The organism is Paenibacillus sp. J31R122 (assembly GCF_056269185.1).
The window spans coordinates 463,085-477,109 of record NZ_JBWDNM010000002.1; the positions used below are offsets into that span (position 1 = coordinate 463,085).

Annotated in this window: 8 protein-coding genes; 6 read left to right on the top strand and 2 right to left on the bottom strand. The window is 47.0% G+C overall.

All coding sequences use genetic code 11. The annotated features are described in order from the left end of the window. Positions 1–18 precede the first annotated feature (18 nt). The 3 genes from AC0YN7_RS05190 to glgP all read left to right on the top strand — a co-directional run bounded on the left by AC0YN7_RS05190 (position 19) and on the right by glgP (position 5,067). Positions 19–1,182, top strand: a complete 1,164-nt coding sequence (locus AC0YN7_RS05190; protein ID WP_475808881.1) for an efflux RND transporter periplasmic adaptor subunit — start codon at positions 19–21, stop codon at positions 1,180–1,182. 32 nt (positions 1,183–1,214) lie between these two features. Then, positions 1,215–2,618: an ABC transporter substrate-binding protein gene (locus AC0YN7_RS05195; RefSeq protein WP_475808882.1), complete on the top strand. Its 1,404-nt coding sequence runs from the start codon at positions 1,215–1,217 to the stop codon at positions 2,616–2,618. A 271-nt stretch (positions 2,619–2,889) separates the two neighbouring features. Then, positions 2,890–5,067, top strand: coding sequence for an alpha-glucan family phosphorylase (gene glgP / locus AC0YN7_RS05200; RefSeq protein WP_475808883.1), 2,178 nt, complete (start codon positions 2,890–2,892; stop codon positions 5,065–5,067). Between the two features lie 137 nt (positions 5,068–5,204). Here glgP and AC0YN7_RS05205 read toward each other — a convergent pair whose 3' ends face one another. Then, positions 5,205–5,381, bottom strand: a complete 177-nt coding sequence (locus AC0YN7_RS05205; protein WP_475809116.1) for a TetR-like C-terminal domain-containing protein — start codon at positions 5,379–5,381, stop codon at positions 5,205–5,207. An 857-nt stretch (positions 5,382–6,238) separates the two neighbouring features. On the opposite strand from AC0YN7_RS05205, the gene AC0YN7_RS05210 reads away from it, so the two are divergent. From AC0YN7_RS05210 to AC0YN7_RS05220, 3 genes are all read left to right on the top strand, one after another. Beyond that, positions 6,239–9,022 (top strand): glycoside hydrolase family 95 protein, encoded by a 2,784-nt coding sequence (locus tag AC0YN7_RS05210; RefSeq protein WP_475808884.1) that lies wholly within the window; start codon positions 6,239–6,241, stop codon positions 9,020–9,022. Positions 9,023–9,889: 867 nt separating this feature from the next. Next, positions 9,890–10,597, top strand: coding sequence for a hypothetical protein (locus AC0YN7_RS05215; protein ID WP_475808885.1), 708 nt, complete (start codon positions 9,890–9,892; stop codon positions 10,595–10,597). Beyond that, complete coding sequence (locus AC0YN7_RS05220; RefSeq protein WP_475808886.1) at positions 10,560–10,895, top strand: hypothetical protein; 336 nt, start codon at positions 10,560–10,562, stop codon at positions 10,893–10,895. Before AC0YN7_RS05215 ends, AC0YN7_RS05220 begins: the two co-directional genes overlap by 38 nt. 535 nt (positions 10,896–11,430) lie before the next feature. On the opposite strand, the gene AC0YN7_RS05225 is transcribed toward AC0YN7_RS05220, so the two are convergent. Continuing rightward, complete coding sequence (locus AC0YN7_RS05225) at positions 11,431–14,022, bottom strand: alpha-L-fucosidase (protein ID WP_475808887.1); 2,592 nt, start codon at positions 14,020–14,022, stop codon at positions 11,431–11,433. Positions 14,023–14,025: the final 3 nt, after the last annotated feature.

The window sequence follows — 14,025 nt, forward strand, 5'->3', positions numbered from 1 at the left end:
AAGAAGGGGGGAAGTTACATGGAGATGCGTGCCACAGAGCATGCTGAATCTAGCTATAAACGATGGATCAGACGCTTATTTATCTTATTCATTGCTATACTGCTTATCTTAACTCTCTATAGCAATACACTGCTCACGATGAATCTACCCAAAGTTTGGGTAGAAGAAGGGAAATCCGGTCCACTTGTACATAATTACAGCGGCAGCGGATTGTTGCTGCCGATTAGTGAAGTAGATCTGTCCAACAAGAATGGATGGATTGTCAAGGATATACAGGTAAAAGTAGGAGATCGTGTCACTAAGGGCCAAACCCTCGTGACTTATGATAGTCGAGAAGCTGAGAATCGCATCCAAGATGAGCAAGCTAATCTCTCTCAGCAGAAGTTAATGAAGGAAGGCCTGCAAGAACGTTATATTAACTCTTTTCATAACGGGGATGATATAGAGATTCGCAGCACCAAACGAGATATTGAGGTTGCACGTCTAGAAATAGGAGTACAGGAACGTAAAGTGCGCAATTTGCAGGAGGACTTGGAGAGTCACAGACATATCGTGGCTCCGTACGATGGTGTCATCACGAAAGTAACTGCCATAATAGGTCTTCCATCAGGTAGTGTTGGGGGAGATGTGCTCCTATCTAATTCGAGTCTAGGCTTTCAATTGGCTTTACAAATTCCGTCCTCGATTGCCGATCAAATGGAGCTCGGAAGCATACAGAACGTTGATGTCAAGATCAAGGGAGTTACCCAATCCCTAGAAGGTGTTGTTACAGGAATTGAATATGTGGATGCTAATAATTCGGCTTCGGCTGTAAATGATGGGGGAGAGAACAATTCGTCCGTATCCAAATCTCTTAAACAAGTTCTAATCACGATACAAAGTACAGAATTACAGGGCGGAGAACAAGCAACTGTGAATCTCAGTAAGTCTATTGCGGATGAAAATGGCGTGCTTCTTCTGAGTAAATCCATTCATAGTGAGGGTTCTAATCCGTATATTTTTGTCTTGGAAGAAAAGAAAGGACCGCTTGGCAACACGTATCATGCTAACAAGGTGGCCGTAGAAGTAGGTGATGCAAATGTAGATACAACCATTGTCCTTAATGGGGCTTATCCTGGACAGTTAGTCATTATGGAGAGTAGTGAACCGCTTCAAGATGGCATGAGAGTAAGAAAGAGATAGATATTCATAAATAATTGGGAGTGAATTTAATAATGAAAAAATGGTTAAGTATATTCATATGTTTAGTATTAATGGTGAGTTTAATAGCATGCAGTGGTAGTACAACGAATAGCAGCGACAAACAAGAAAGCAGCAGTTCCGTAAGTACTGATAGTACAGGCAAAACCGTTAGTGGTTCTGAGAATAACAGTATCAGTATCCTAGAGGATGAAAATAAAGAGAGCAAGAAGACCCTTGAGATTTCAATCCTTGCCACGAACGATTTCTACATGCAAGCAAAACAGAAATACGAAGCTGCTCATCCGAATACGACGATAGAGTTTAAAGAGTTTTCACAAGCTGGTGGTATGATGAGCCCTGCTGAAGTGGAGAAATACATTAAAACGACCACAACAGAGATTTTGTCGGGTAAAGGAGCAGATTTATTTGTCGTTAATACTGTCGACCTGCCGATTGATAAGTACGTTAGCAAAAAAGCGTTCGTAAACTTAGACGAATTCGTGAAAATGGATAAATCCTTCGACCCCAACCTATATTATATGAACATACTCAATAATTCAAAAATGAATGGTGGGCTATATGTTCTTCCAACCAAATTTTACTTGGAAACTTTGTTCGGGGATACAGTTGCTTTTGAGGAAGCTGGCATCACTATCGATGATAAGAACTGGACATGGAGTCAGTTTGCAGATGTAGGAAAACAACTAGCAGATAAGGGTCTTCATGCCAACTCTTTAGCAGGCTTGGAACCAGAGAATATGCTTAACTCACTTGTGTCGGATAATTATGCTGAGTTGGTAGACGGAGCTAACCGTAAAGCGAATTTTGATTCCACACTCTTTACAGATCTACTAAAGCGTGTAAAGAGTTTGTACGCCGAGAAAATCATATCAGCCGAATTCGAACCTAATAGCAATTTTAAACTATCAGAAATATATTCCCCAACAGATTACCTAGCTCGTCTCGGTTTATACTATGAAAACGGAAAAATTTATCAGAAGCCGCATACGACTGAGCAGAAATCTGGGGTTGCGTTCGGCGGACTTAATAGCATTGCTATGAATTCGAATTCAACTGTCAAAGGGACAGCGTGGGATTTCATGAAATTCCTCTTGTCCAAAGATATGCAAAGCATACCGCAGCAAGATGGCTTCTCGATGAATAAATCCGTTAATGAAAATATGTTTGATGATGTAAGGAATGAAGCAAAAAATGGAACGATTGATACTGGGAAGGGCGGGATAGTGCAAGTATCCGATAAGGATCTTCAGGTACTAAATACCATGATATCAGAAGCTTTTCTTCAGATAATACCAATGAACAAGGTTCAAACGATCATTGCTGAAGAAGCTAAAGCTTATTTTACTGGGCAAAAACCAGCTGAAGACGTAGCCAAAATTATTCAGAACAGAGTGACTATTTATTTGAATGAATGATCTAGATTTTCTATAAATTAAATATAGTTAACGATATTAACGGCTGCTTCTGCAGCCGTTTTTTTATTTACTTCACTAACGCGAGTAGTGTCAAACTCAGTCAGTGATCTGTATGAAAAATGGGTTTCCTATATATCCGGCTTGCCGGGGTTTACCACAGGGTGGCTCCCGCTTGCTATAGGCACGTGTACTGCAAACCGGCATATAGTATAGAGGCATCAAGTCAGGTGCTTACAAGGCAAAACGCAACTTTTCGCGAAAATGAGGTGGGATGATGTCAAACGGTGGTGTAGCGTATTTCTCGGCAGAATTTGGACTTGACGAAACTTTACCGATTTACTCGGGCGGCCTTGGCATATTGGCAGGCGACCATATCAAGGCGGCCTCAGACATGAATGTTCAGCTTACGGGCGTAGGCATATTTTACGGTAACGGTTACTTCCAGCAGCACATCGATGAGGGCGGCTCGCAACAGCATCTGTATCACAAAATCGACCCAGAGGCGAGCTCCTACCCAGTTCGTCTCGTGCGGGATGCCGAAGGGCGGCCTCTCGTCGTCGACGTGATGGTGGGCGGCAGGCAGGTGTATGTGAAAGCATGGTCCGTTCAGATGGGCTCGGTCACTCTGTACCTGCTCAATACCGACGTTGAATCGAATAGCGACGCGGACCGCCGCTTGACCGACACTCTCTATCCAAGCGAACAAGACGTTCGCATAAGCCAGGAGATGATCCTCGGTATCGGCGGAGCGAGACTGCTTGCAACGCTGGGCATCCAGCCGGACGTCTGGCATATGAACGAAGGGCATCCAGCGTTCCTGACGCTCGAGCGCATCCGCATGCTGTCCGCCGAAGGAGTGCTGTTCGAGACGGCACTTGAAGCGGTCAAGGCGAGCACAGTATTTACGACGCACACACCAGTTCCGGCCGGGCATGATGTCTTCTCCATCGACATGATGGACCGTTATTTCGGCGACTATTACTGGCAGTTCGGGACGGACAGGGAGCGAGTGCTGTCGCTCGGCCAAGTGGGCGATGCGTTCAACATGACACGGCTTGCCGTCAGCACGTCGTCAAAGGTGAACGGGGTGAGCAAGCTGCACGGCGAGGTGACCCAGGACATGTTCCACCGGTGGATGCCGCATATTCCGAGACAGGACATTCCAGTCGATTCAGTCACGAACGGCATCCATATCGGGACGTGGCTAGCCACCGGCATGAAGGATCTGTTCGACCGGCACCTCCCGCCCAACTGGGCCGTCCGCACTGCGGAACCGGATGTATGGGCTGCTGTTCGGGATATCCCACTCATAGAGCTGTGGGAGGAGCATCAGCGGGCGAAATCTGAGATGGTCCGGGAGTTGGGCCTGCCGCTTGCCTCATCCGGTGAAGGACCGTTGATCGTCGGCTTCGCCAGGCGGTTTGCGACGTATAAGCGGGCACTGCTCATCTTCCGCGACCTAGAGAGGCTCGCGCACATTTTGGGCGATCCGCAGCGCCCCGTGTGCCTAGTTTTCGCCGGAAAAGCGCATCCCGCGGACGGACCGGGACAGGAACTTATCCGCAGAATAGTGGAGTTATCCCGTGAGGAAAGGTTCAAGGGCCGGGTTTACATTGTGGAGAACTATGCGATGGATAAGGCGAAGAAGCTGGTCCAAGGCGTCGACGTTTGGCTCAACACGCCCGTGAAGCCGATGGAAGCGAGCGGTACAAGTGGGCAAAAGGCGGCCATGAACGGCGTACTCAACTGCAGCGTACTGGACGGCTGGTGGGTGGAAGGCTACAACGGGCGGAACGGCTGGGCCATCGAAGGCGCGACGGACGGCGACTTCGAATACCAGGCGCAACAGGACAGCGAAGCGCTTTACCGGCTGCTCGAGGAAGAGATTATTCCGCTGTTCTACAAGCGGGGTGATCACGCGGTCCCGACGGAATGGGTCAACCTGATGAAAGAGTCGATCTGCTCAATCGCGCCCGTCTTCAACACCCACAGAATGGTAAGCGATTATTGGCACAAGTTGTATGTCCCCACGACCGTAAGGGGGAAGCGGTTCGCCGCTGACAACTTCGAGGTCGCATCAAGGGTTGCCGCCTACAAGCAATTCATCCGTGACAACTGGTCCGGCGTCTGCGTCAGGAAAGCGGACATTCTGGCCGACCATAGCAGCAGGATCGGGCTAAACAAGACGGCCTTCCGTGCCGAAATTCAACTCGGCGCCATCTGGCACAAGGACGTCCGCGTGGAGGCGGTCGGTTCCGACGGCCGTCGTGGCATCTGGAAGGCAAAGCTGGAGCTGTTACAGCAGCAGGCCAAGGGACTGTATGTCTACGAGGGCGTTTTACCAGATGTCTCATTCAACATCTGGAAGGCTAACGTGAACGTGCGGGTCACGCCGATCAGCCCAGATTTCACGACCGATTTCGAGATGGAGCTGGCTGCTTGGGGATAAAGGAAGAACGGCATATAAGACGGCGGAGCCTTGAAGGACACCGTCGTCTTGCATTCCCGTAAATGGTATCGGATGTCGTCAGCTTCCGCTAAAATGAGGGGAAAGACAGGGAGAATTACGGATAATTCGAGTCAGCATCAGGGCAATTTCGTCCGGGGAAGCGTTCGATCGGTCATGAACCAATGCTGGATCAATCCGAACTGGCCAGAGCCCAGATAAGCAATAATATAAGAAGCGGGCTGAACGGACCTACTCGAACCGGACTTCTCCTGATGTAGACTTTCGTACAAACGAGTTCCGACCAGGTACTGCAGTCGTTCTCTGAATTCGACGGTGGCGGAGGAATGAAAGACTGCCTATAAATAAACAACTAAACTGTCGGGTGACAAGAATATGAGCCGATTAATTACCGCGTAAATCGCGGTTTTTTTGTTTATCGGTACATATTCTTGGCAATGTGCAATGTCAAGAATATGTACCGATAAACAATTTAGGCCAAGAATATGTACCGATTGCCGATTTAGGCCAAGAATGTGTTCCCATTGCCGATGAACTATTTTGTTCTCTCACGAAGGCTCACTAATTCGTGAAATTTGTCAGCTTGATAAGGGACGATAAATAATGCTCTACAGGAATGCTAACGGTGATGAAAGAAAGCTCAAACCTTTGTCCGGCATTTTGCAAAGTACTCTCGTGGAAGTAATGTGTTCTTGATGATAACTATTTCAATTGAAACTATTACAGATCTGTATACCGGGATTTCTTTACCGTTTAATCAAGTAAATGGTGAAATATCTATTCAACTTGATGATTGGAGTGCTTATGATACATATGGAGATTATATTATCAAGGTTGTTCAAGACGAGATAAATACTGAGAGCGCAGTAAGAGTATAATTCAGCAGCATCTGTTGACAGGATTTGGGCCCGCTATATCGTATAAATAAGGGAAGTGGTTAACTCCTAAGCCACTTCCCATTCAATCACAGCCCAATTAGATACGTATCTGATTTACATAAATAAAATCCGCCTAATATAGCGTAGCAATACCGTCATCCATTGCTGTATAATGAGCAATTCCTGTTTGATAGAGTGCCTTCCACTTACTGTGGAGTTTGATGTGTAGTATGATAGCCGAGAGACTACATAATTAGATACCAGGAGGTAAACACATGAACAATAGTAGAATCAACGGAAAGTTCGGCCATTCCGAGCCCACATTAGTGGAGCAGGCTGAGCAAGAGGCTGCCAGAAACGGTATGCGCCTATGGTACAAACAGCCGGTCAGAGATTGGCAAACCGAGGGCCTTGTAATCGGCAACGGATTTTTTGGTTCCGTGCTCTTTGGAAGCGTAACCAAGGATCGGATCCACCTCAATGAAAAGACCCTCTGGACCGGCGGCCCGGCAACATCGAGAAACTACAATGGTGGCAACCGCAGCACGCCGATGTCGGAGAATACGGTCAAAAAAAATCAAGATGAGCTGGAAAGCCACTCATACAACAATGGCGGAGGCAATGTCAGCGATATGTTCGGCGACCTTGACGGCATGGGCAGTTATCAGGACTTTGCCGACCTCTGGGTGGACTTCGCTCCCGCAGGTCATACGGAAGCCACGGCCAGAAATTATGTCCGCGACCTAGACCTCAATACGGCTATCGCTTCGGTTTCCTACCAGAACGACGATGGTATCTTCCGGCGTGAGTATTTTGCGAGCTACCCCGACAAGGTGCAAGTCTACCATTTCACTGCCGACAACAAGGGCAAGCAGAGCTTTGATGTTAGTATGTCCTGCCAACAGGATGGTGCGACGATAGCCGCTTTGGATAACACCATTACTCTTTACGGGGCGATTGCGGACAACGGCCTGAAATATGAGGGACAGATCCGCGTGCTGACCATGGGCGGTACTACTACCACGACCTCCTCAGGAACGATTCAGGTGCGCAATGCCGATGCTGTGACCATCGTGATGGCTTCCGGTACCGACTACAAGAATGACTATCCGACCTATCGCGGTGAGGATCCCCATGTGGATATCACAGACAAGCTGGATAAAGCAGTGGGCAGGGGCTATCAGGCGCTGCGCAACCGCCACGTCGAGGATTACTACTCGCTGTTCTCACGTGTCAGCCTGGATGTGGGCGCGGCCCCGGTCAATGTACCCACCGATGAGCTTATTGGCGAGTACCGTAAGGGGAATTTCAATCAAATATTGGATGTAATGGTATTTCAGTTCGGACGCTATCTGACCATCGCCGGCTCCCGCGAGGGCGCATTGCCCACCAATCTCCAGGGTATGTGGGGCGTGGGCAGCATGGAATGGGGCGGTGACTTCCACTTTAACGTCAACGTCCAGATGAACTACTGGCCGGTGTATAACACCAACCTGGCTGAGAGTGGCGTCCCCTTTGTGGAGTACGTGGACTCCCTGCGCAAGCCGGGCCGTGTCACCGCCTCCAATTCTCATGGCGTAATCAGTGGACCCGGTGAGGAAAACGGCTGGGTTGTCCACACCCAGAATAACCCCTTCGGCATGACCGCCCCCGGCGGCAGCCAGGAGTACGGTTGGAACATGGGCGGCGCGCCTTGGGCGCTGCAAAATGTGTATGATTACTACCGCTTCACCGGCAATGTGGAGTACCTGCGTTCGACCATCTATCCGGCCATGCGCGAGCAGGTCAAGTTCTGGGACTCCTATCTGAATTGGAGTACAAAGCAAAATCGCTGGGTGGTTTCACCTTCGATTTCCCCCGAGCAGGGCCCGACCTCCATCGGCAGCACCTATGACCAGTCGGTGGTTTGGCAGCTCTATAAGGAGACCATCGAGGCTTCCAAGATCCTCGGCGTGGATGAGGAACTTCGCAAAGACTGGCTGGAGAAGATGGATGGTCTAAACCCCATACAGATCGGAAATCAGGGCCAGATCAAAGAGTGGTATGACGAAACAAGCATAGGCTGCATTGGGAGCAGCAGAGCCTACAACTTCAATGCTGGCGGCGCAGATGTGCATCGTCACAATTCCAATTTGATCGGCATGTATCCAGGCAATCTGATAAACAAGGAAAACAAGGCCTATATAGACGCTGCCAAGGTTTCTCTGGAGCATAGCGGTTTCGAGATCACGACCGGATGGTCTAAGGGACACCGTCTGAACCTATGGGCCAGAACGATGGATGGCAACAAGTCATATCGAATGGTACAGGCGTTTTTAACCCAGAACGCCCGCGGAATTATGAACAACCTGCTGGATTCCCACGGTTCCCATGGAGGCGCACTGGACAGTGCTGGATATATATTCCAGATCGAGGGCAACTACGGTTACACCTCCGGCGTTGCGGAAATGCTGCTGCAGAGCCATCTGGGTTACATCCAGCCGCTGCCCGCATTGCCCGACTCGTGGCCCAGCGGCAGTGTCAGGGGCCTGGTTGCCAGAGGCAACTTCGTCTTTGATATGGACTGGGCCGGTTCGAAGCTCTCGGCTATGACCATAACTTCCCGCGCCGGCGGCGTCAGTGAGATAGAATATCCCGGTGTCGGCAGCGCAATCGTTTCCGGCGCATCCGTCCAACATATTTCCAATGACAGGATTTCGTTTCAGACCACCGAGGGCGGGGTGTACACCCTATCAAACCTGCCCGGACAGGCAGCGGCGGGCGTGGCACGGCCTCGGAGTGTGCAGGCCGTCCGTACTTGCGATGAGTCCATCGAGCTGACCTGGGACAATACTCCAGATGCAACGGAATATGTGGTCTACCGCCAGAAGCTTCAGACCGTAGCCTCCGGTCAGTCTGCCGGCTCTGTTTATGGAACGGGCTATGAGCGGCTCGACACCGTGGTCGCCAATGGCTATACAGATACTGCCGTGACCGCAGATGCCATCTACTACTACATGGTGACGGCTGTCACCCGGGTCGGCATCTCATCGCCAACCGCACCGGTGGCAGTCAAATAATTGTCTGTGTTGTTCACCCCCCAGCTGCAAGCCGATAGGCAGGGGGGAAATGATTTGAATTTTACTTACTCAAATTTCGCAGATCAAAAAAGACCTGGAAACGTTTATATCAATGAGATTTTGACCAAATATTCATGGGGCTTGACAAAGCGTAAACGGCTGTCGACGGCCTTGGCGGCAAAGCAATGTTTCGCGCTGAATGTTAAGCCTATTATGAGAGTGAAACTTATACATTCTTATCATTAAAAACGTACTGTTTGAATGGAATTTGTACAGTCTAATCGTCTTTTTATCCCTTTCCTTTGTGTTTGAATGGAAAATATCCACTCTAATACGACGCTAGCAACCTTTTCAGGACCAAACAGTCGATTTGACTGGATGAAATACAGTCTAACTCCACCCAGCACTTAGAATAAAGTTTTGATTGGATAAAATACAGTCAAACTGAGATAATCATTTACTTTGTGATGAAGTAAGCCAATAAGAAAATCACAAGACTCATTCAAACACAACTCCAGCAATGGATCGCCTGTTTGCCCAGCTACATCAAGGGTTACCTGCCTATTTTAAGCTGCAAAAGTTGAATTACTTATATCACCAAATGTCTCATAATGACTATTTAATATATGGAGGTTATTTTAACCATGACATTAACATTGGCGCAGTGCAAACAGTGGGATTCAGTAGCATCTGGAATTATGAAGCCTCAGTACACAACACCTCCATCTTTCGGGGGAAAGGGGTATCCCAGATGGGCCGCTTCTCGGAAATGGTGATATTGCCGTTGTTTCAGGAGGAAGGTTTGATAAACAAGTATTTCATATTTCTAAAAGTGATCTAAGCCATAATATTAAATATGTAGGTGAATTGGATCTAGATTTTAACTATGGAAATGAGAACCGGGCAACCGTTTCGGGGGATAGTTCATTATATTTTCAAACTCAGAACATGTTGAAAGCACAGGTAGAAGCGGTGCTGCCTATTACAACCGAAAGCACTGTTTCTACAAGCTCTTGGACAACAGATAATGGAAATTATCTAATTACCCAATTATCTAGCATTGATGGAATTGAGCAACCAGTCAAGATGACTCTAAAGGCCATGGTCAACGATGGTAGAGTAACCAGTGCAGGAATATTGAATGGAAGTAAAGGGGTATGGGTAACCAGAAAAGTGGATGAGACAGTGACAGTGGCAACGAAAGTCATTGGCGCTGAAATAATCGATATAAAGTCCAACACTTTTGATCTGGGGACCTTAACCTTTACATTGCCCGCAACTGGAAGCGTGTATGTGATATCAGCAATCGGAGGCGGGAAATTCTCTGCCAAGTCAACTGACCATGTTATGGAAGAACTGAACGCCGTTGAAAACGAATCAGCTATTAACCGTTCATATGCTTTTCATCAGGATTGGTGGGAGAAATATTGGTCAAGATCCTATGTTCAGCTCAATGACGAGCTCTTGATGAAGTACTACTACGGATCCCTTTACTGGCGAAGGAAAAGAGTTGCAATTGAAAGGTGCTTCGCATCATGTGTCAATCCACCACGTAATCAAAACGACGTTAGATGAATGGATTTCGCTTGCTCAAACCGCATATAATGCCGCAACAGAAGGAACGAATGTCGGTCAATATCCAGCGGGATCGAAAGCCGCGCTTCAAGCAGCGATTGATAGCGCTCGGGCAGTAGCTGACAATACATCGGCATCTCAAGAGCAAGTGGATCAAGCAGCAAGCGAACTGAGTGTAGCGCTGGAAACGTTTAAAACTTCGGTAATAACCCGAATACTGGGAGATCTGAACGGTGATGGCAAGATTGATATTGAGGATCTCGCAATATTGGCAAGAATAATCATTGAGACAGTATAATAAAAAAGTGATGGTGTAATTTTACTACCCGGTATTATCCCCTTACGGTAGACAGTGAAAAAAGAGCTCATGATTTTATGGACTCAACATTGTTTATTGGAGGGGATTTTTTATGGCAACAAAATGACAGAGGTTTTCACGATACACGGAAGAGATAAAGAAAAAGATCGTATGACTACAGCTGAAGGAGGAAAGTTGGATCAGTAAAGTTAAAGCGCATGCATCTCGCAAGGAAAAGGATACCCTTTTAAAGAAACATGTCTTAGCCATTCATCGAGAGTTGAGTATTCGCACCATGACCCGCAAGAAACGGTCATTTGATTATCGAACATTCGGTACCCAGAAACAGAAAGCATGGGAATACGCCAACACAAGAAAGAGCTATTGGAGAACTTCCCATAATTCTATCCTCTCCTGAAGTTTGTTCTCGAAGCTTCGAGAACATGTATATCTAATTGACATCTGCAATATAAAAAAGCTGTCCCGCAGCAGGTTATTCTGCTAGTGCGGGACAGCTTTTCAATTGTAATGAGTATTAAGATCCGAGAATCAATTGGGCTACGATCGCTAGGTCTAGAATATCAATCTTGCCGTCATTGTTCAGATCGGAAACTTTGTAAATCGTTTCCCAATCTGGATCTGTGGACGTTTTGCCATAGTGGCTTGCTACCATCGCCAAGTCACCGATAGTAACTTTACCGTCTTCGTTTATGTCTGCCGGAATTGCCACATTAATTGAAGCGGTAAATGCCGACAATGCAGCATTCAAATCGGATACGGCCTTATTCACTTGCTCTGGAGTAGCCTTCGCATTGTCTGCAACTGCCTGGGCGCTTTCGATCGCTGCTTTCAGAACTGTTTTCGAACCAAAAGGGTATTGGCCGACTTTATCACCTTCTACAGCTGAATCGTATGTGCTTTGAGCATTGCTTATTGCGTTGTTCAATTCCGTTTTATCGGCTGGAGCTGTGTAAGTGATCGACATGCTGTGAACTGCGTTTTGGAGCTGTGTTTCTACGCCATTACCGTCCGATACAATTACATTGGACAGGCTGATTTCCGTTTGCGTCGATTCGGTGAGCGGTTTGGCTTTCCATGATAGCTTCAGTAAATTTCCATCGTTATTTAAAACTTGATCCGCTCCCAGACTGGCTGCAATAATTCGAACTTGGCCCGGTGTTTCTTTCTGGGATATTACTTGTATTCCATTTTTCAAAGAATCGGCAGCAACAAAATCCACTTTCGCCGGATCATAGGAGAACGTCAGATCCTGCGCATAGATGTCGCCTATCACATTAGATAATCCGTAAGTTAAGTCGAACGAACTGCCGGCATCGATATTCGCTGCGCCGCTCAACATCGCTGCATTAGATTGCATCGCTATACGTGCTGAGGTGAATTGCAATCCGAGATCCATGGAAAAGTAAGCGGGTTCTGCGAGCGTAATCGTAAATGGAGTTACCTCGTTGGCAGGGACTGTGAATGGCCCGATCTTTTCCTTAGTAAGTTGATCACCCGTTACAACATAAGAGCGATTCCCAATTTCCACTCGATATTTCTCATTTGCAATTGCTTTCCCACTCAGTTCAAGGTACACTTGACCGCTTTTTGGGCTAACAATATAGGCAGTGTGACGAATTGTAGTTTGCTTGTTTGTATAATAACTACCACCATCAGCATAACTACGTCCTAGGTCGACGTTAGTTGAATTAAGAGTCCATGTTCCTTCATTAGAAACCAATTGTGTCTTTGCAGGAATAATGCGAAGCTCATCAGCTAATCCGACCTTAATTACCGGAAGGATCGAATCTGTTGGCTGATCAGGTAATTTGATTACAAGATCATTACCATTACGATGCCATTCTAATTCTCCGGTATTTCCATCGCCTTCTACTTTAAGAACTTGGGTTGCAAGCCCAGGAAGCTTCAGATTCCCTGTTTTCGGCCAATTAGTCACGTGTAAGAACAAGTCTTGATTGTTTACCGTTACTTCACCCCAAGATTGTTTACCGAAACTAGTTGCCGAAGCCCCAGTTACAGCTCCAGGATGCCTTTCAAGCCAGTCTCCAATTGCACGAAGTACATCAGCCTCAAATTCAACAACTGAGCCATCGCCACGAGGACCTATATTTAACAGGTAATTGCCGCCACGTGCAACTACACTACTTAAACCTACTACAAGATCCCGAACCTTTCCTTCAAGGTTGTCGCGTACTTGCCAGCTGCGGTATCCCCAAGTGGAATGATAAATCGAGGCAGGTGTCTGCCAAGCTCCGTCAATTATAGTAGTAGGAACCTGATTATCTCCTAATGTACGGAAATCACTTTCGTTATTCCAAATCCGACTATTTATAACGGTGTTTGGTTGAAGCTCATGAACGATATTAGCAAACTTCTTACTTTGAGCTTTGGTTGGTGAGGACATATCAAACCATACCTCAGCAATAGGACCGTAGTTTGTCATTAGTTCTTTCAATTGACCTTCGATGATTGGTTCCATCGATGCTGGTATCGGATTATTATTGTTACCATCAAATGCATGTCCTTGGTTCCAATCGACTAGCGAGAAGTAAACACCAAACCCTAATCCTATGCTACGACACGAGTCCGCAAGTTCCTTTAATGGATCCTTTCCGTAAGGAGTTTTATCTACAATATTATAATCTGTAGTAGCTGTATCAAACATAGCAAAACCATCGTGATGCTTACTAGTGATAACGATATACTTCATCCCTGCGTCTTTTGCCAGAGAGCAGACCGCGTCTGGGTCGAAATTTTCAGCTGTAAAGGTATTGGCTGCAGCCTCGATATAATCTTTTTCAGGAATGTTTGCCCACATCTGAATTTGTTCACTGTAGCCTCTGGTGACAGGTGCTCCATTCCAAACGCCTCCTAGCTGTGAAAACAATCCCCAATGAATAAACATTCCATATTGTAAACGCTGCCAAGCGGCGGTGTTCTCATCTGAACTATGTTCAACTGTTCCTGGTATTCCTTTCAGACCCTCTTCAACTTGTCCATTAGCTGCTTCAGCCTGAACATTAGTAATGGCTGGCCCGAAGTTCATGAGCATTAACCCCAGTAACGTTAAAATGGTGAGACTTTTGAAGTGTTTGCCTTTTAACATTTT

Bases quoted from the DNA above. Each gene is read 5' to 3' on its own strand.
- AC0YN7_RS05190 (WP_475808881.1), top strand. From the start codon at position 19: ATGGAGATGCGTGCCACAGAGCATGCTGAATCTAGCTATAAACGATGG.
- AC0YN7_RS05195 (WP_475808882.1), top strand. From the start codon at position 1,215: ATGAAAAAATGGTTAAGTATATTCATATGTTTAGTATTAATGGTGAGT.
- glgP (WP_475808883.1), top strand. From the start codon at position 2,890: ATGATGTCAAACGGTGGTGTAGCGTATTTCTCGGCAGAATTTGGACTT.
- AC0YN7_RS05210 (WP_475808884.1), top strand. From the start codon at position 6,239: ATGAACAATAGTAGAATCAACGGAAAGTTCGGCCATTCCGAGCCCACA.
- AC0YN7_RS05225 (WP_475808887.1), bottom strand. From the start codon at position 14,022: ATGTTAAAAGGCAAACACTTCAAAAGTCTCACCATTTTAACGTTACTG.